Source organism: Tropicimonas sp. TH_r6 (assembly GCF_033101155.1).
In the GTDB taxonomy this organism is placed as follows: domain Bacteria; phylum Pseudomonadota; class Alphaproteobacteria; order Rhodobacterales; family Rhodobacteraceae; genus Tropicimonas.
The window spans coordinates 1-17,267 of sequence record NZ_JAWMPX010000050.1 but is presented as its reverse complement, the minus strand read 5'-3'; the positions used below and the strand labels follow the sequence as shown (position 1 = coordinate 17,267).

Below are 17,267 nucleotides of genomic sequence, written 5' to 3'. Positions count from 1 at the left end.
CCGGACTCGTACGTTCACTCCAATCTCCCTGTTAGCCGAAACGCGAGTTTAACAAACCCGGTTTCGCAAACTATTTGCGAAACTCCTGCCGGCCGGTAGGCCTGCACCAGCGCGACCGGCCCAATCCGGCCATTCATTCTCCGTCCAAAGCTCTTCGTCGCAGAACTCCCAAGCAGCCATTGCAGCCCATGTATCGTTTGGCTACCGCATATCGCCGGTCGGCTTAGGCGGAACACGGACTGTCTCAAATCTCAGTGATGAGACAGTTCAAACCAGCGCATCCGCGCTAACTTGAAAAGCTGTCGCTGTTGGTCGCATTCGTTTCTCCAATGAATGGCGGCCGCGGATACGTGCGCCTGGACCGGGGAACACCACTTCCGACGCTCCCCGATGAACCAGCATCACCGTCTTCGTGGAGTACCTCTTCGTCAGAAACCCGCGGTCGTTTGCGCGCCGCAAGCATTCGGTGATGCAGGATGAGCAAGCAACTCGATCAACTCTTTCCGGGGACGTTCTTCATCAGCACCGTTCTCGAAGCCCTGGATGCCAAGACACGGATGAGCGGCGAGGTGCTGCGGAAATACCTGATGCGCGCCTCGATGGCGGGGATCCTGATCGGTCTGCTCTATGCCACGAATTACGCGCTTGTCGCGGCGTTCGATGCGATCGGCTTCGCTGGCACAACACTTGCGCCGCTCGGGAAGATCGCGGGGGCGTTCTCCTTTGGCGGGGCGCTGGTTTTCATCTATTTCACCAAGTCTGAGCTTCTGACGTCGAACATGATGATTGTCTCCATTGGCGTTTATTACCGTCGTATTCGGCCGGCGCAGGGCGGTCGGCTGCTGTTTCACTGCTATCTCGGCAACTTGATCGGCGGTTTCGCCATCGCGATTCCGCTCTGTTTCAGCACGGTCATCGATGGGGCTCCGCTCGACCAGATGCTGCATGCCGTCGACGTCAAGCTCGCCTTCCTGACCAGCGGGCCGGCCGGGCTGGCGGACCTGTTCTGGCGGGCCGTGCTGTGCAATTTCATGATCAACGTCGCAATGCTCCTGGTCTTCAACGGCTTCGTCAAGGAGGACCTGACGAAGTCCTTGGCGATGATACTGGCGGTATTCATCTTTGTCTTTCTCGGTTTCGAGCACTCGGTGGCGAACACGATCCTGTTCGCAATTGTCGGGCTGAAGGAGGGCATCGACCTCGGGCTCGCGGTCGGCAATGTCGCCATAGCTCTGGTCGGGAATTTCGTCGGTGGCGGCATCCTGATCGGTCTCTACTACGCCTATGTCAACGACGCGTCCGGCTATCTGCGCAAGCACCCGGAGGCAGCGGATGATGAGGCTCCGGCGACTCATTCGTCGCGCTAAATCCAGCACCCCGGAAATCTATTTGTAGGGCGGGTCGGAAACGGCCCGCCCTTTGCGCCTGCGTGATAGGAGGCGTCGAAACTGTCTCAATCGCCGCCGCTGAGACAGTTCATCGAGCCAAGATCATGCTGCTTTGCAGCAAGCGGAACTCTTCAGTCAGAACCTCGCCGAGCGCAGCAAAAACGCTGCCCGCAGCACGAAAGAGGAGGAGGACCGCATGGCACCGACACGCGACGAACTTCACTGGATGTACCGTTTCATGGTCATCAGCCGCCGTTTCGAGGAAACCATCGCCGAGGCGTATTTCGAGGGCAAGACCCCCGTCTTCAACATGGCCAACGGCACGATCCCCGGAGAGATGCATCTCTCCGACGGGCAGGAGCCGGTGGCGGTGGGCGTCTGCGCGCATCTGAAGCCGACGGACGTCGTGACCGCCACGCACCGGCCTCACCACCAGGCCATCGCCAAGGGGGTCGATCTCGACAAGATGGCCGCGGAGATCTTCGGCAAGAAAACCGGGCTTTCCGGCGGACGCGGCGGGCACATGCACCTCTTCGACGCCAATGCGAATTTCGCCTGTTCTGGCATCATTGCGCAGGGCATGGGGCCGGCGGTGGGGGCAGCGCTTTCCCGCAAGATGCAGGGTAAGGACGGCGTGGCCGTAGCCTTCCTCGGCGAAGGTGCGGTGAACCAGGGCGCCTGGCACGAGGCGATGAACATGGCCGCTGTCTGGAAGCTGCCCTTCGTCTGCGTGATCGAGGACAATGCCTGGGGCATCTCGGTTCCCAAGGATGCAGCCACCGCCATCGCAAACAATGCCGACCGTGCCGCCGCCTATGGCATCCCCGGCCACCGGATCGAAGGCAACGACCCCTACAAGATCTACGAAGTCGCCGGCGAGGCCATTGCCCGCGCCCGTGCCGGAGAGGGTCCGACGCTGATCGAGGTGGAGACCTACCGTCTCGCCGGCCACTTCATGGGTGATGCCGAAGCCTACCGGCCCGAGGGCGAGAAGGATGCGCTCTTTGCCAAGGATCCAATCCCGGCAATGCGCGCCCGGATGCTGGAGGACGGCTCTGCCGGCGAAGCCGAACTCGACAGGATCGAGGCCGAGGCTGCTGAGCGCGTTGCCGCCGCGATCAAGTTCGCCCGCGAGAGCGAGGAACCTGCCCCTGAAGACGCGCTGACCGCCGTTTTCGCCTGAAGGGAGAGAGAATTATGAACAAGCCGAATGAAAGAAAGCTCACCATCGCCCGCGCCATGGCAGAGGCCACCGCGCAGGAGATGCGCATCGATCCTGGCGTCTTCGTCATGGGCGAAGATGTCGGACAGCTGGGCGGGATCTATGGCAATACACGCGGGTTGATCGAGGAATTCGGATCCGAACGCATCCGCGACACACCGATCTCCGAGACCGCCTTCATTGGCGCGGCCGTTGGTGCGGCGCAAGACGGGATGCGGCCCATCGCCGAGTTGATGTTCGTCGATTTCTTCGGGGTCTGCTTCGACGCGATCTACAACCTGATGGCCAAGAACATCTATTTCTCCGGTGGCAACTTCAAGGTGCCGATGGTGCTGATGACCTCAACCGGAGGCGGCTATTCCGATGGCGGGCAGCATTCGCAATGCCTCTACGGCTCCTTTGCGCACCTGCCGGGGATGAAGGTCGTCCAGCCGTCGAACGCCTATGACGCCAAGGGGCTGATGACAGCGGCAATCCGCGACGACAGCCCCGTCGTCTACATGTTCCACAAATCGCTTCAGGGCATGGGCTGGCTCGGCACCGAGAAGGCAGCGACCGTTCATGTGCCCGAAGAGCAATACGTGGTCGAGATCGGCAAGGCCAAGATCGCCCGAGAGGGCAAGGACGTGACCATCGTCGGGCTCGGCATGGGCGTGCACAACGCGCTCAAGGCCGCCGACAAGCTGGCTGAGCAGGGTGTCAGTGCCGAGGTGGTGGACCTTGTCAGCCTCGTGCCGCTGGATCGCGAGACCATCCGCGCTTCGGTCGCCAAGACCGGCCGGCTGATCGTGGTGGACGAAGACTACATGTCCTACGGTGTCACCGGCGAGATCATCGCCTCCGTCACCGAGCACAACATCTCCGCGCTCAAGGCCGCGCCCAAGCGCATCGCCTATCCGGATGTGCCGATCCCCTTCGCACGTGGAATGGAGCAGTTCTGCCTGCCCAACCCGGAGAAGATCGTCGCCGCCTGGGGCGAAATGGCCGCGTAGCAACTGAACAGACGTCGAAACAGACAGGAACGGGGCCGCGGATGCGCGGCTCCGAACAGACAAGGAAACTCCAATGGCTACTGAAATCGTGGTCCCCTCGGACCTTTGGGAAGAAGACGAAGAGGCCGTCGTCACCGAATGGTATTTCGACGACGGCGCGAGCGTTGAGGAAGGCGCACTTGTCGCCGAGATCATGTGCGCCAAGGTGCAATACGAGATCAACGCGCCCGCGGCCGGGACGCTGAAGATCAAGGAAGAGGCCGACGCCGTCGTTTCCAAGGGCAGCGTGCTCGGATCAGTCGAATGACGCTTCAGGACAAGACCGTCCGCCTCTCCGGCGCGCGCGGCATGATCGCGGCGAAGATGGTGGAGAGCCTGCGCGAGGCCGCACAGCTCACCCATCATGGTGCTGCGGATGCCACCGCGTTGCTGGCCGAGAAGGCACGGCTGGCGGAGGCCGGGACGAAGGTTTCGGTCGAGGATCTGCTGATGCTCTCGGTGGTGCGCGCGCTCAAGCGGAACCCGGATGCCAATGGCCGGGTCGAGGGCAAGGAGGTCCAGCTGTCGGCCGCCATCGACCTTTGCGTTGCCATCGCACTGCCGGGCAACCTGCTGGCAGCCCCGGCGATCTTCGGGGCCGAAGCGATGAGCGTCGAAGAACTGAGCGCCGCGCGGCAGGACCTGTCGTCACGGGCGAAGACCAACAAGCTCTCGGTCAAGGAGATGACCGGCGGCACGTTCACGATCTCCAACCTCGGCCTGACCCGTGTGGAGCAGTTCACGCCGATCATCAACGCGCCCCAGATCGCTATTCTTGGAATCGGGCGCAGCACCGAACGGGCGGTGAAAGCCGAGGACGGCAGCGTCGTCTTCCGTCCCTCCATCGGCCTGTCGTTCACCTTCGACCACCGCGCCATCGACGGCGCCCCCGCCGCCGACACACTCACAGCGATCTGCGAAGAGATCGAGGCTATGGGCCAATGACTGCAGGACTGCACAGGGTCGAGGATGCCGCAGAGGGGCTGGCGCTCGAAGTCCGTCTCTTCGAGGCTTCCGAGCCCTGTGTTGCCCTCTGGCACGCCACATCCCCGGCGCTTGTCTGTCCGGCCGCCTATGGCCGTCGCGAGGGCTTCGTTTCGGCCGCTCTGCGCTCCAGGGCGCGCGGCTGGCCGGTGCTGACACGCCCGACAGGTGGCGGCGCCGTTCCGCAGGGCGCCGGCGTGCTCAACCTGGCAATGGCCACGACCGTGGACAGGGGCTTCAGCAACGAGGACGGCTATCGTCTGATCACCTTCCCGATCCAGTCCGTGGGCGCGCGTTTCGGCCTCAGGATAGAGACCGGCACGACAGAGGGCAGTTTTTGCGACGGCACCTGGAACCTGTCCTGTAACGGCCGGAAGCTTGTCGGGACCGCGCAGCGCTGGCGCCCGCTTGCCGACGGTCGCGCCCACATTCTCGCCCATGCGCTGATTCTGACCCATGGCCCGGTCGCCGCCGAGACCGTCGACGCGTTCCACACCGATCTGGGGCTCGGACCGGTGCGGCGAGAGGCCCACACGACATTTGAAGAGGAGCTCGGGCCGCAAGGCCCTGAACTCGACGACCTCGCCGTAGCCCTAAAAACCGCTGCCCGACATGCGCTGGCCGAAGCCGGTCCGCGCGTCGCAGCCAATCTCGCGGCCTGAACCAGCGAAAGGGCGCAATCGCGCCTTTCGACACGACACAGAAACTGGGAGGACCCAAACCATGACTGCCTATTCCGTACTCTTCGTCACGCCCACCGACGAGGCCTGGATCCCGGGCTATCTCGCCCCGGTCAGCGCGTTGATCGAGAAACATGGCGGCAAGTATCTTGCCCGGACGGCCGATCACCAGCAGCTCGAAGGCGAGGATTTCCCTGCCGCGCTGCGCGTCGTTCTGGAATGGCCGGCGAAGGAAAACGCGCTGAATTTCGAGAACGATCCGGACTACGCGCCCTTCCTCGCCCAACGGCTCGCAGGCTCGAACAGCTACCATTTCGTGCTCGAAGGCAAGGACGACCTCGCCTGAGCACGCCCCTTTCCTGCGCGGTGCTCCCACCGCATCAGGCCTGCGACCGGCCCACCTGAACCTTTCTCCCCACGGGCCGGTCGCCCCTTCCAACCCGCAAAACAGAAATACAAAGTGAAAGAAAAGGAACCTGTCATGGCAATCGACGGAAAAGTCGCCCTTGTTACCGGGGCCGCCATGGGTATCGGACTGGCCATAGCCAAGCGGTTGGCCGCGGATGGGGCTGCCATTGCCATGGTCGACCTGAATGGCGATGGTGTTGAGAAGGCCGCCGAAGAGCTTCGCGCGAGCGGTGCGAAGGTCACTACCTTCGTGGCCGATGTCAGCAAACGCGACCAGGTCTTTGCCGCGGTGGAGAATTGTGCGAAAGAGCTCGGCGGGCTTGACATCATGGTCAACAATGCCGGCATCGCGGGCATGTGCCCGATCATGGAGATCACCGAGGACGAGATGAACCGCATGCAGGCGATCAACGCCAATTCCGTGCTCTGGGGTATCCAAGCGGCCGTAGCGCAGTTCCGCAAGGCCGGGACAAAGGGAAAGATCATCAATGCCTCCTCGATTGCCGGGCATGACGGTTTCCCCAATCTCGCCGCCTATTGCGTGTCGAAATTCGCAGTGCGTTCGCTGACCCAGTCTGCCGCCAAGGAGTTCGGCGCCGAGGGCATCACCGTGAACGCCTATTGCCCGGGCGTTGTGGCCACCCCGCTCTGGAAGGAACTCGACGAGGAATTTGCCGAGAAGACCGGCTCGGGCGAGGGCGACACGTTCGAAGCCTTCGCCGCCGGTGCTGTTCTGGGCCGTCCGCAGCAGGGTGAGGACGTGGCCAACCAGGTCTCCTGGATGGCGGGCCCGGACAGCGACTTCATGACCGGTCAGGCGGTTATTGTCGATGGCGGGATGGTGTTCCGCTGAGGCTTCAGCGCGACTCGCCGGCGGGGCGCGTCAGCCCCGCCTCTTTGATCCGCCTGTTGATCGTCGCGCGGCTGATCCCCATCAGCCGTGCAGCACGGCTGACGTTCCACCGTGTCTGGCGCAGCGCCCCTTGCAGGTCCGGTACCTTGGCACTCTCAGGCGCGCCGCTCTGCGCGATATGCTGGGGAAGCTGCGAAATGCAGAGATCCCGCCGTCCGTGCAATGTCACGATCCCCGCCATGACATTCTCCAGCTCCCGCAGGTTGCCGGGCCAGCCATAGGCCTCCAGGCAGTGCATGGCCTCGGGCGAGATCGTGGCGTCCGGCCCGGCAAGCCGTTCATGTGCCTTTTCGATCAGCACCGACCCGTCCTGCCGGTTCCGCAGATCCGGAAGCCTGACATGTTGCGCGGCGAAAACAGCTGCCAACGGGCCGAGATCCTCGCCAGAGGCGGCGGTGGCAACCAGCCGGAATCGCGCCGTGGCGCCGCGCAGGCTGCCCTCGCCGTCATGCCGGGTCAACCAGGCGGCCAGAAGCATTCTGACACGGGCCGGAAGCGCCTCCAGCTCACTGAACAGAAGGGTGATCTCCGCACCCTTCTGCAGGAAGCGGTCGGTCTCCTGCGCCCAGTCGACAACGGCCCGGCCGGCATTCTCCGACGCAGCCATCGCCAGCCCGTCCAGGTAGCGCATCGAGCGGCGGGACTGGCGCAGTAGCGCCTCGGCCAGCTGTTTCCTGCCGCTGCCCGGCCCGCCTTCCAGCAGCACCGGCAGGTTCAGGGCAAGCAGCCTCTCGGCCTCGGCAACCGCTCTGTTCATGGCCGGATCGGCGCCGGCGATCTCGCGCAGGTCGGAGGCGAGCCGGCCGGAGACGGGCCTGACACTGACCATCCTGCCCGGCAGATCAACCACGGGCAGCTCGCTCTCGAAGGCTTCCTCCAGCGTCTTGCCGATCAGGCCGTCGCCCGCGCTGATCTCGCTCGCGGCCCGGGTCGCGGCCACGATCCGCTCGCTGTCGTCCAGCGCCAGCAGCGCGCCACGCGGAGCGCCGGGGGCGGGCGCCATGATGTGCCGCGAGGCGTAGGTGCGAGCAAAGAGCCGGGCCTCGATCCGGTCGGCGGTCTGGTTCAACAGATGCTGGGCGAGGACGTAATCGACCGGGCTCTCCCGGTCGAGGCAACTCAACGAGAGCGTGCCGAGGATCTGGCCATCCGCCCCCCGGATCGGCGCGCCGGAGCAGACGACATCCTTCAGGTTTCGGAAGAAATGGTCCCGGCCGCGCACGGTGAACACGCCTCCTACTTCGACCGCCAGCGACACGCCATTGGTTCCTGCCAGTTGCTCGCTCCAGCAACTCCCCAACACGATCCCGGCGGCATCCAGCACGTCATGGTCGGCTGGGGTGGTGCGGATATCGATGGCAATGCAATCGGGGTCGGTGACGATCAGGCAGTGCCCAGCCTTCAACGCGATCTCGGCCAGGGCATCGGTTTCGCTTCGGATATCGCCAAGCGCATCGAGAAAGGCCTCGCGGCGCGGTGCGACCTCCGTCTGTTGCAGACGCAGGATCGGGTTTTTGGCGTCCGGGTGCAAAAGCAGGCCGCGGCAACGCTGTCGAGACGCGTCCACCGCGCGCCGGTATTCGTCGTCTCCGATGAGTCCAACCATGCGTCTCCCCCCGCATATTTGGTCAAGTATGTTACGCTGGGGCATCTCCGATCAAGGCAAACCGGCCTGTCTTTCCCGCGTCGATCTGATTTCAGTGTTCGTCGTTTCTTGACAATCGCGGCCCATTTTCACTGATTTGCGAATACGCACGATCAAATGTGGCGCGGATCACCGCAACAGCCGTGCTGTCCTCAGCCGTTCGAAATCATCGCCGGCATGGTAGCTCGATCGGGCCAGCGGGGTCGCTGAGACCATCAAGAAGCCCTTGCCGAAGGCCGCTTTCTCGTAGGAGGCGAATTCCTCCGGCGTGACGAACCGCTCCACCGCGTGGTGCTTGGGGGTCGGCTGCAGATACTGGCCGATAGTCAGGAAGTCGATGTCAGCGGCGCGCATGTCGTCCATCACCTGGCCGACGCCCTGCTTGTCCTCTCCCAGTCCGACCATGATGCCGGATTTGGTGAATATGGTCGGGTCCAGTTCCTTCACCCGCTGAAGTAGCCGCAGCGAGTGGAAGTATCGCGCGCCGGGGCGGACGGAGGGGTAGAGGCCGGGCACCGTTTCCAGGTTGTGGTTGAACACATCCGGCTTTGCCGCGACCACGGTTTCCAGCGCCTCCGGACCACAGCGCAGGAAATCCGGCGTCAGGATCTCGATCGTGCTCTCGGGCGCGCGGTGTCGGATGGCGCGGATCGTTTGGGCGAAATGCTCCGCCCCGCCATCTGAAAGGTCGTCGCGGTCCACCGAGGTGATGACGACGTGTTTTAGCCCCAGCCGCGCCACCGCTTGGGCCACACGGCTGGGCTCGAACGCGTCGAGCGCCTCAGGCTTGCCCGTGGCCACGTTGCAGAAGGTGCAGCCACGTGTGCAGATCTCACCCATGATCATCATCGTGGCGTGTCCTTGCGAGAAACACTTGCCGACATTGGGACAGCTCGCCTCGGAACAGACCGTCGCCAGCCCGTGTTCGCGGATGACATCATGCGTGTCCTGAAACCCCTTGCCCGAGGGTGCCTTCACCCGGATCCAGGCCGGCTTCTTCGGCTGCGCCTTGTCCGGCAGATGCGCCTTTTCCGGGTGGCGTTCGCTCGGGATTGTCAGGTCGCGCATGGCTGCCCCCTTCGTCAGATGTGGATCACGCGGTCGAGCGCGTCGAGAACGCTTTCATGCATCGCCTCCGAGATGCTGGGATGCGGGAAGACAGTCTCGGACAGGTCCTCCGCCGTACTCTCAAGCGTCTTGCCGACGACGAAACCCTGGATCAGTTCCGTCACCTCGGCGCCGACCATATGTGCGCCAAGAAGTTCGCCCGTTGCCGCGTCGAACACCGTCTTCACCATGCCCTGCGACTCGCCAAGCGCGATGGCCTTGCCATTGCCGATGAAGGGGAATCGGCCGACCTTGATGTCGTGCCCGGCCTCTTTCGCCGCGGCCTCCGTCATGCCGACACTGGCGACCTGCGGCGTGCAATAGGTGCAGCCGGCGATATTGGCCTTCTTCACCGGATGCGCCTCCTGCCCGGCGGCCAGTTCGGCGACCATGACGCCCTCATGCGATGCCTTGTGCGCCAGCCACGGACCCCCGGCGATATCGCCGATGGCGTAGAGCCCGTCGACACCAGTGCGGCAGTATTCATCCGTGACCACATGGCTGCGGTCGATCCTCACGCCCAGATCCTCCAGCCCGAGATTTTCGACATTGCCGACAATGCCGACAGCCGAGATCACCGTGTCGAATTCTTCGGTGGTGACCTCGCCGCCGGTTTCGATATGGGCGATGACCTTGTCCTCGGAGCGGTCGAGCCGCGTGACGGAGGACTTCTCCAGGATCTTCATCCCCTGCTTCACGAAGGCCTTCTTTGCAAAGGCGGAAATCTCGGCATCCTCGACCGGCAGCATCCGATCCATCACTTCGACGACAGTCGTGTCGGCCCCGAGCGTGTTGTAGAAGCTGGCGAATTCGATGCCGATGGCGCCGGAGCCGATCACCAGCAGCCTCGATGGCACATGCGGCGGCTGCAGCGCGTGTTTGTAGGTCCAGACGCGCTTGCCATCGGCCTCCAAGCCCGGCAGTTCGCGGGCGCGCGCCCCGGTGGCAACGACGATATTGGGGGCGGAGATCTCGTCGTCCCTGTCCTTGCGCGTCACGACAACCCTGCCATTCCCGGCAAGCCTCGCCTCGCCCATGATCGTCGTGACCTTGTTCTTCTTGAACAGGAATCCGACGCCGTTCGAAAGCTGCTTGGCCACGTTCCGCGAGCGAGTCACGACACCGTCGAAATCATAGCCAAGGTTCTCCGCCTTCAGTCCGAACTCATCCGCTCGTTCCATCAAGTGGAACACCTCTGCCGAGCGGAGCAGCGCCTTGGTCGGGATGCAGCCCCAGTTCAGGCAGATACCGCCCAGATGTTCGCGCTCCACGCAGGCCACTTTCAGGCCCAGTTGCGCCCCCCTGATGGCGGCCACATAGCCGCCCGGGCCGGCGCCGATCACGATCATGTCGAATCGCTGTTCCGCCATCTCGGAGTCCTTTCGGATTTCGCTTTGCCACGACGCAATGGTCGATCTTCGGCGCGAAACTGACCGGAAAGGGCACCTTGGCACAACGGAGAGGAGCGCGCCGGCCGTGAACTGTCTCATGGCCTGAGTCCTGAGACAGTTTCCCTCGCGTGGCGCAGTCCGAGCTGCGCTGCAAGTTCTTAACTGTTCGCGTAACGTGAATTCTGAAGGTAAAAATATGCTGATTTATCGAAAATCACAACAAGATAGGTAAGTTTTACGCCAAGGATGCCGCCAACGCTCCGAAGCCGATCACATGGAACTATACCCGGGCCGCTGCTTTCGATGGCGGCCCTTCCAATAGGAAACCTGTCATGAAATACAAGAACTTCCAGACCTTTACTGTCGATGTCAAAGACGCCATCGCCACTGTGACCTTCGATTTCGGTTCGGTAAACGTGCAAGGCCAGGAGATGTTGGCCGACCTCAACAGTCTTGCCATGCGGCTCGAGCGGGACCGCGACACCAAGGTGGTGATCTTCCAATCCGCCAACCCCGAAATCTGGGTCTGCCATTACGACACCGAGCTGCTCAAGGACATGTCCACCGAGGCCGTTTCGCGCGAGGAGGTCGAGCTGCTGGACCTGCAAGCAGTGTGCGAACGCATTAGCCGGGTCCCGCAGGCCACCATCGCCAAGCTCGAAGGCTTCGCCCGCGGCGGTGGCCATGAGCTGGCGCTGGCGCTGGACATGCGCTTTGCCGCGCGGGGCAAGTACAAGTTCATGCAGATGGAAGTTGGCATGGGCATCCTGCCCTGCGGTGGCGGTGCCTCGCGCATGGCGCGCCAGACCGGGCTGGGCAAGGCGCTGGAGATCATCCTGAGCGCCAATGATTATGACGCGGACGATGCCGAGCGCTTCGGCACGATCAACCGTGCGCTGGACCCCGAAGAGATCGGCCCCTTCGTGGATGCACTGGCCCAACGGATCTCACAGTTCCCTGCCGAGTCCATCACCGCCTGCAAGCGGATGGTCTATGAATCCATTGACAAGCCGATCGACGAGGCGCTGAAGGCCGAGGCCTACTGGCTCTACCAGGCGACTTCCAAGACCCCGGCCGTCAAGCGCTTTACTATTGCCGACGAGCAGGGCCTTGAGCATGACATCGAGAACCAGCGCAAATGGGGCGATCTGGTAATGGGCGTTCAGGGAATCAACTGACCGAAGCACCGGGACCGTCCCTCGCCGGAAGGGACTGGAGGGGGGGCCTTTGGCCTCCCCTTTCTACTCGCGCTCGGCGATACCCTCTGCATCTGTCGCGTGCCGAACGGCCTCTGCGATCCAATCCACCAGCGCCCGCACCCGTCTCGGCTGAGCCCGGCTCGGCGGGAAGAGCATCTGCAGCGGCGTCGGAGGCGGCGCATGCTTCGCCAGAAGCTCTACCAGCCGCCCCTCGCGCAGGTCTTCCCCGACATCCAGCTCGGATTTCAAGACAATACCGTGCCCTTCCACTCCCCATTGCCGCACCAGGGCGCCATCATTGGCGATCCGATTGCCGCGCACCGTGATGACCTGCTGCGTGCGACCGCTTCCAAACCGCCAGACATTGTCGAGTCCGTCGCCAAATCGCATGACGAGGCAGTTGTGCTGGTTGAGATCGGACGGATTGCGCGGTGTCCCCCGGCGCTCCAGGTAGTCAGGCGCGGCGCAGATCACGCGCCGGATCTCCCCCAGGCGCCGCACGCGCAAGCTGCTGTCGGTGATCTGGCCTAAGCGCAGGGCGATGTCGACACCTTCGCCGACCACATCCACATAGCCATCCGATAGCTGCAACTCGACGGAAATGGCCGGATGCTCCTCGAGAAAACGGGCAACGGTCGCGGACAAGACGCCCCGGCCCATGTCATTGGGAGCGCTGACGCGGATCGGCCCAGTCAGTGTCTTCGCCCCGTGGCGAATGCGGTTGTCGAGATCCTCCGCCTCGCCCAGCAGGGAGCGTGCGCCTTCGGCCAGAAGGCGGCCCTCCTCGGTCAGGCTGATGGAGCGGGTTGTGCGGTTGAGCAGGACCACACCGTAATGCGCCTCCAGGGCCGCAAGACGTTCGGAGACCGTTGTCGCCGAGAGCCCCGTTTCGCGGGCTGCCGCCGCGAGTGAGCCTCTCTCCACGATTTGCAGGAAGAGGGCGATGTTGTGCAGAATCATTCTTCGGATATTCCGGATTATCTATTCAATGGCTTCCCGTTTGTCCGGATCACACAAGAGGCTACCTCTGTGTCATCGCGAAACCCAAGGAACAGAGCAATGTCCAAGCTGACCATCATCGCCAATATCAAGGCCAACCCGGAGAAGATCGATCTCGTGAAAGCCGAGCTTCTGAAGCTGATCGACATCACCCGCGCCGAAGCGGGATGCATCAACTACGACCTGCACCAGGACACCGAGAACCCGGCGCATTTCCTGTTCTACGAGAATTGGGAAACACGCGAATTGTGGCAGACCCACATGGAGAACCAGCACCTGAAGGACTACATGGCCGCCACCGATGGCGCGGTCGACGCGTTCACGCTCAACGAGATGACCGTCATCGCCTGACGATGAGCGACATTTGAAACGAAAAGACGCCTCGTCCGGATGACGAGGCGTCTTCTTTTTCGCTTTGATACGGTCTGGCGGGTCAGGTCAACCGGGTCAGAATCTGCTCCATCGCCTGCACCAGTTTTTTCTCACCGGCGGCATCCTGCGCCGTGGGATTCGGCGGAGAGAAGCGCCTTGCATCATTGTCATAATACTTGCCCGAGGCGCCCTCGAACTCGGCAGACGTGGCTGCGCGCGCGAGAATGTCCGCACCAATCCGCAAGTCGCCGCCCGAGACGCCGTAGCTTTCCTTGACCATCTTGGATCCGAGCAGCGAGCCGGGATTCACCGCGACGATCATCGGCCCCTCCGGGTTGGTCACCGCCATGAAGCGAGTCCAGATCGTGATGGCCAGCTTGCTCTGCGCATAGGCGGCATTGTGGGAAAGGTGGGTTCTCCCGGCCAGCGCCTGCAGGTCCACCGGCGCCTGCGCGGCCGAAGAGAGGTTGACGACCCGCCCCGAACGCCCAAGCAGCGGCAGCAGGCGTTTGGTCAAAAGGTAGGGTGCGAGCGTGTTGACCGCGAAACGTATATCCAGCCCGTCGGCGGTGATTGGCTTCGGAGTGGCCAGCACGCCGGCATTGTTGATCAACACGTCGAGGCGATCATGCTTGGCACTCACTGCATCGGCCAGCGCCGCGGTCTGCTTCATGTCCGACAGATCGGCGAGGTAGGTTTCGACGGGTTCCGCGCCGGAAATCTCCGCGATGGCCCGTGCCCCCGCTTCCAGTTTCTTCGGGTTGCGCCCGTGCAGCAGCAGCTTGTGGCCAGACCCGGCCAGCATCCGGGCCGTCTCCAGCCCAATGCCGTCCGTGGCACCGGTGATCAGGATTATTCTCATGACATCAATTCCTTGAGGTGGAGAAGTCCGGCAGGACATCCTCGGCCAGTCGTTTCAGGGTTGTCTCGATATCGGCCTGGTTGAAGCGAAGGTTCAGCCCGACATGGTTCACGCCGATTTCCTCGATGGATTTCAAGTAAGCGCGCAGGTGGTTCACGCCCGCCCGGAAGCCCAGATGGATCGGCTGCGGCGCGGCGTCGGGATCGGCGGCGAGATCGACATAGAGCGGCTGCATCACCGGCTTGTCCGCCAGGCCCGCGGCCACGATCCGGGCACGGTAGTCGCCGATCACCTGCGCCTGAGCGGCGGTGGCTCGCGGAAAGGTCATCCAACCATCGCCATGCGCTGCCACCCATTCGGGAGATTGCTGGCTACCGCCGGTGATGAGCATCGGCAGTCGCTCGGAAACCGGCTTGGGAAGCATGTCCATCCCGCCACGGGGCATGCCGAACCGGTTTTCAAAAGCAGGCCGCTCCTCCGCCATCCGCCGGATATAGTCATAGCTCTCCCGGAACCGCGCCCCACGATCTTCGAAGGACAGGTTCATCGCCGGGTATTCCTCCGGCCGGTCGCCCGAGGCCACACCGAGTAGCAACCGCCCGCCCGAGAGCGCATCCACGCTCGCGGCCGCCTTGGCGACATGGGCCGGGTGCCGAAGCGGCAGCACCATGGAGGCGACGCCGAGCGCGATCCGCTCCGTCTGTCCGGCCAGCAGGCCGAGATAGACGAAAGGGTCGAAGATCTGTCCGGCATCGCCGAAGGAAGGCACGTCGAACGGAACATCGCGCAGCCAGAGGGCTTCGAAGCCGAGCTTTTCGGCCAGTTGCACTCGCTCGACATGGCGCACCATCTCCGGCACAGGGCCGGTCGCGTAGGTCTCGAGCGGCACCACAAGCCCAACACTCAGCTTGCCGGGTCTGAACGTGGCGTTGAACCCGGCATTGCGGGGCGCAAACCCCGTTTCCTCGACCCTCGTGGGCATTTCGCTCTCCTCGCTACCAGGCGTGGGTTACCAGTTCGTCCTGTTTCGCCACCGGGTTCTCCGCAATCTGCATCTCGACATGCTCAAGGAACTTGTCGCGGTATTTCGGCATCCACCCGCGCATATGCGCGATATTGTTGCCGTGATCGCCCCAGTAGAAATGTTCGAAGTTGCCAAGGTTCTCGAGCAGGTATTTCTCCTCCTCCAGCACCTGCAACGGCGTGGGCATGACGAAGGTGCCATCCTCGACCTGCTGCTCCAGCTCCGTGCCGGGCTGGATCGCGAGCGCCATCGGCGCGAGCTCCTCCGGTTTCAGGATATTCAGCAGTCGCGTCGTCTCCTCGATATGCTCGCGGGACCGGTCCCGCCCGCCGAGCCCGAAGATCACGCTGAGAAGCACCCGGATGCCAGCCGCCTTGGCCAGTTCCATCCCTTCGATGGCCTGTCCCTGCGTCATCCCCTTTCTGATGTCCGCCAGGATCCCCGCATCACCGGATTCAAGCCCGGCATAGACCGTGGTCACGCCTGCAGCCCTCAACTGCTTCAGTTCCTCCACCGACTTGCGGCGCAGATCGTTGAGGCCGGAATACATGGCGAGGTTCTTCAGCTCCGGGAAGGTTTCCCTGATCCTGGCGATCACCTTCAGCAGGAATTCGGTCTTCAGCACCATGACGTTGCCGTCGATCAGGAAAATCGACTCCACACGCCCGCGATACCGGCGCAGGATCTCGATATCCGAGAAAATCTCCTCCAACGGCTTGCGGCGGAACGACTTGTCCCGGAACATGCTGCAGAAGGTGCAGGTATTGACCGAGCAGCCCAGCGTCACCTGGATCAGTTCGCTGTCCGCCTCCATCCAGGGGCGATAGATCTTTCCTTCGTAGCTCATGTGATCTGGTCCGTTCATTGACGTCGGACGCCCCCCATCGGGCAGCCCAAACTCTTGCGATAGAAAGTAGCCATTGAAAACCGCGAATAAACTGGTCAGTTCTGATCTCAGAATTCACCATTTGGATATAATTCCATGGATACAGACACTGTCCGCCTCTTCGTTCTGGCTGCGGAGAAGCTCAACATTTCCGCTGCGGGCCGCGAGCTCGGCATGGTGCCGGCGGCGGCAAGCGCCCGTCTTGCAAAGCTGGAGAAGCTGGTGGGCGCGGACCTGCTCAAACGCTCGACCCGGAAGGTGTCACTGTCGCTTGAGGGCGCAGAGTTCCTTCCCTATGCGCGCGAGATCCTGGCCCAGGAGGAGGCGGCTTTCGCCGTGCTTGGCAAGGGAAAGGCCGAGGCAAGGGGAACGCTGCGTTTCACCGCGCCGAGTACCTTCGCGCAGCTTTTCATCGCACCGATCCTACCCGAATTCGTCGATGCCCATCCCGGGATCGATCTCGACCTGCGGCTTTCGGACACGAAATTCGACCTGATCGATGGTAGTTTCGACCTCGCCCTGCGCAATTCCGTGCTGGAGGATACCAGCCTGAAAGGGCGCAAGCTGGCCGATGACACACGCATCCTCTGCGCCTCTCCGGCCTATCTGGAGAAATATGGCACGCCCGGCACCCCGGACGATCTCGCCACCCATCGCGTGGTCGGCTTCATGGGGCTTGCGCCCCGCCCCCTGGTCGGACGGGGCGGCAGAAGGAGCTTGTTCGATCCACGGCAGGCGGGGCGGCGTCTGACGCTCGATGATGGGTTGAGCCAGAAGGTGGCCACGCTTGCTGGCGCCGGCATCTCCATGAATTCCCTCTGGTCGGTCTATCGCGAGATCGCGGATGGCTCGCTCGTCAGGGTGCTTCCGGATTACGAGGTCGACGATCAGTCAGTTCTCTGGCTCGTCTATCCGAAGTCGAACGTGCTCACGACGAAAGTGCGGGTCTTCATCGATTTCCTACTGGAAAAGATCGGCAGGAACCCACCCTGGCTTCAATCCCCCGATGCGCCTGTCTGGTCATCGGCAAACGGTGCTTGACCTCAGGTCCTTGTTGGTAGCCACCCCGGGAAACTTCGTCAGTCGCTGCGGTTGTATGTCCGCTTTGCCGTAAACATCCTATCGGTCCTGCAAGCGCGGCGAATGACCGTTCACC

18 protein-coding genes are annotated in these 17,267 nt (G+C 62.8%); 11 read left to right on the top strand and 7 right to left on the bottom strand.

The genetic code is table 11. From position 1 onward, the window contains the following. Positions 1-476 precede the first annotated feature (476 nt). The 8 genes from R3X27_RS24610 (at position 477) to R3X27_RS24575 (ending at position 6,566) form a co-directional block, all read left to right on the top strand. Entirely contained in the window at positions 477-1,367 is an 891-nt protein-coding gene (locus tag R3X27_RS24610) for a formate/nitrite transporter family protein (protein ID WP_317711561.1), read from the top strand. A 217-nt stretch (positions 1,368-1,584) separates the two neighbouring features. After that, positions 1,585-2,571, top strand: coding sequence for a thiamine pyrophosphate-dependent dehydrogenase E1 component subunit alpha (locus tag R3X27_RS24605; protein ID WP_317711560.1), 987 nt, complete (start codon positions 1,585-1,587; stop codon positions 2,569-2,571). Positions 2,572-2,585: 14 nt separating this feature from the next. Continuing rightward, entirely contained in the window at positions 2,586-3,602 is a 1,017-nt protein-coding gene (locus tag R3X27_RS24600) for an alpha-ketoacid dehydrogenase subunit beta (RefSeq protein ID WP_317711559.1), read from the top strand. 73 nt (positions 3,603-3,675) lie between these two features. After that, positions 3,676-3,909, top strand: a complete 234-nt coding sequence (locus tag R3X27_RS24595; protein ID WP_317711558.1) for a biotin/lipoyl-containing protein — start codon at positions 3,676-3,678, stop codon at positions 3,907-3,909. Continuing rightward, the gene (locus R3X27_RS24590; RefSeq protein WP_317711557.1) at positions 3,906-4,586 is read left to right on the top strand and encodes a 2-oxo acid dehydrogenase subunit E2; all 681 of its coding nucleotides are present in this window, start codon (positions 3,906-3,908) and stop codon (positions 4,584-4,586) included. The genes R3X27_RS24595 and R3X27_RS24590 overlap by 4 nt, the downstream gene beginning before the upstream one ends. Continuing rightward, a complete protein-coding gene (locus R3X27_RS24585) occupies positions 4,583-5,287 on the top strand; it encodes a lipoyl protein ligase domain-containing protein (RefSeq protein WP_317711556.1) in 705 nt (234 codons plus the stop codon). The genes R3X27_RS24590 and R3X27_RS24585 overlap by 4 nt, the downstream gene beginning before the upstream one ends. Before the next feature lie 61 nt (positions 5,288-5,348). Next, positions 5,349-5,651, top strand: coding sequence for a DUF1330 domain-containing protein (locus R3X27_RS24580; RefSeq protein ID WP_317711555.1), 303 nt, complete (start codon positions 5,349-5,351; stop codon positions 5,649-5,651). Between the two features lie 135 nt (positions 5,652-5,786). Then, complete coding sequence (locus tag R3X27_RS24575) at positions 5,787-6,566, top strand: acetoin reductase (RefSeq protein ID WP_317711554.1); 780 nt, start codon at positions 5,787-5,789, stop codon at positions 6,564-6,566. A 4-nt stretch (positions 6,567-6,570) separates the two neighbouring features. Here R3X27_RS24575 and R3X27_RS24570 read toward each other — a convergent pair whose 3' ends face one another. The 3 genes from R3X27_RS24570 to lpdA all read right to left on the bottom strand — a co-directional run bounded on the left by R3X27_RS24570 (position 6,571) and on the right by lpdA (position 10,748). Further along, positions 6,571-8,232 carry a sigma-54-dependent Fis family transcriptional regulator gene (locus tag R3X27_RS24570; protein WP_317711553.1) on the bottom strand — a complete coding sequence of 554 codons (1,662 nt, stop codon included), beginning with the start codon at positions 8,230-8,232 and terminating at the stop codon, positions 6,571-6,573. A gap of 168 nt (positions 8,233-8,400) precedes the next feature. After that, the gene (gene lipA, locus R3X27_RS24565) at positions 8,401-9,339 is read right to left on the bottom strand and encodes a lipoyl synthase (protein WP_317711552.1); all 939 of its coding nucleotides are present in this window, start codon (positions 9,337-9,339) and stop codon (positions 8,401-8,403) included. Between the two features lie 14 nt (positions 9,340-9,353). After that, entirely contained in the window at positions 9,354-10,748 is a 1,395-nt protein-coding gene (lpdA, locus tag R3X27_RS24560; protein ID WP_317711551.1) for a dihydrolipoyl dehydrogenase, read from the bottom strand. Positions 10,749-11,101: 353 nt separating this feature from the next. On the opposite strand from lpdA, the gene R3X27_RS24555 reads away from it, so the two are divergent. Next, positions 11,102-11,947 (top strand): enoyl-CoA hydratase/isomerase family protein, encoded by an 846-nt coding sequence (locus tag R3X27_RS24555; protein ID WP_317711550.1) that lies wholly within the window; start codon positions 11,102-11,104, stop codon positions 11,945-11,947. Positions 11,948-12,010: 63 nt separating this feature from the next. Here the strand turns inward: R3X27_RS24555 and R3X27_RS24550 are convergent, their stop codons facing one another. Then, the gene (locus R3X27_RS24550; RefSeq protein ID WP_317711549.1) at positions 12,011-12,928 is read right to left on the bottom strand and encodes a LysR family transcriptional regulator; all 918 of its coding nucleotides are present in this window, start codon (positions 12,926-12,928) and stop codon (positions 12,011-12,013) included. 99 nt (positions 12,929-13,027) lie between these two features. On the opposite strand from R3X27_RS24550, the gene R3X27_RS24545 reads away from it, so the two are divergent. After that, positions 13,028-13,318, top strand: coding sequence for a putative quinol monooxygenase (locus R3X27_RS24545; RefSeq protein ID WP_317711548.1), 291 nt, complete (start codon positions 13,028-13,030; stop codon positions 13,316-13,318). An 82-nt stretch (positions 13,319-13,400) separates the two neighbouring features. Here R3X27_RS24545 and R3X27_RS24540 read toward each other — a convergent pair whose 3' ends face one another. Genes R3X27_RS24540 through R3X27_RS24530 form a run of 3 tightly spaced genes read right to left on the bottom strand, consistent with a single transcriptional unit; the run spans position 13,401 to position 16,072 of the window. After that, the gene (locus tag R3X27_RS24540) at positions 13,401-14,201 is read right to left on the bottom strand and encodes an SDR family NAD(P)-dependent oxidoreductase (RefSeq protein ID WP_317711547.1); all 801 of its coding nucleotides are present in this window, start codon (positions 14,199-14,201) and stop codon (positions 13,401-13,403) included. Positions 14,202-14,205: 4 nt separating this feature from the next. Beyond that, positions 14,206-15,183, bottom strand: coding sequence for an LLM class oxidoreductase (locus tag R3X27_RS24535; RefSeq protein WP_317711546.1), 978 nt, complete (start codon positions 15,181-15,183; stop codon positions 14,206-14,208). Positions 15,184-15,196: 13 nt separating this feature from the next. Next, complete coding sequence (locus R3X27_RS24530) at positions 15,197-16,072, bottom strand: radical SAM protein (protein ID WP_317711545.1); 876 nt, start codon at positions 16,070-16,072, stop codon at positions 15,197-15,199. Between the two features lie 135 nt (positions 16,073-16,207). Between R3X27_RS24530 and R3X27_RS24525 the strand changes: the two genes are divergently transcribed. Further along, complete coding sequence (locus tag R3X27_RS24525) at positions 16,208-17,152, top strand: LysR family transcriptional regulator (protein ID WP_317711544.1); 945 nt, start codon at positions 16,208-16,210, stop codon at positions 17,150-17,152. The last annotated feature ends 115 nt before the right edge of the window (positions 17,153-17,267 follow it).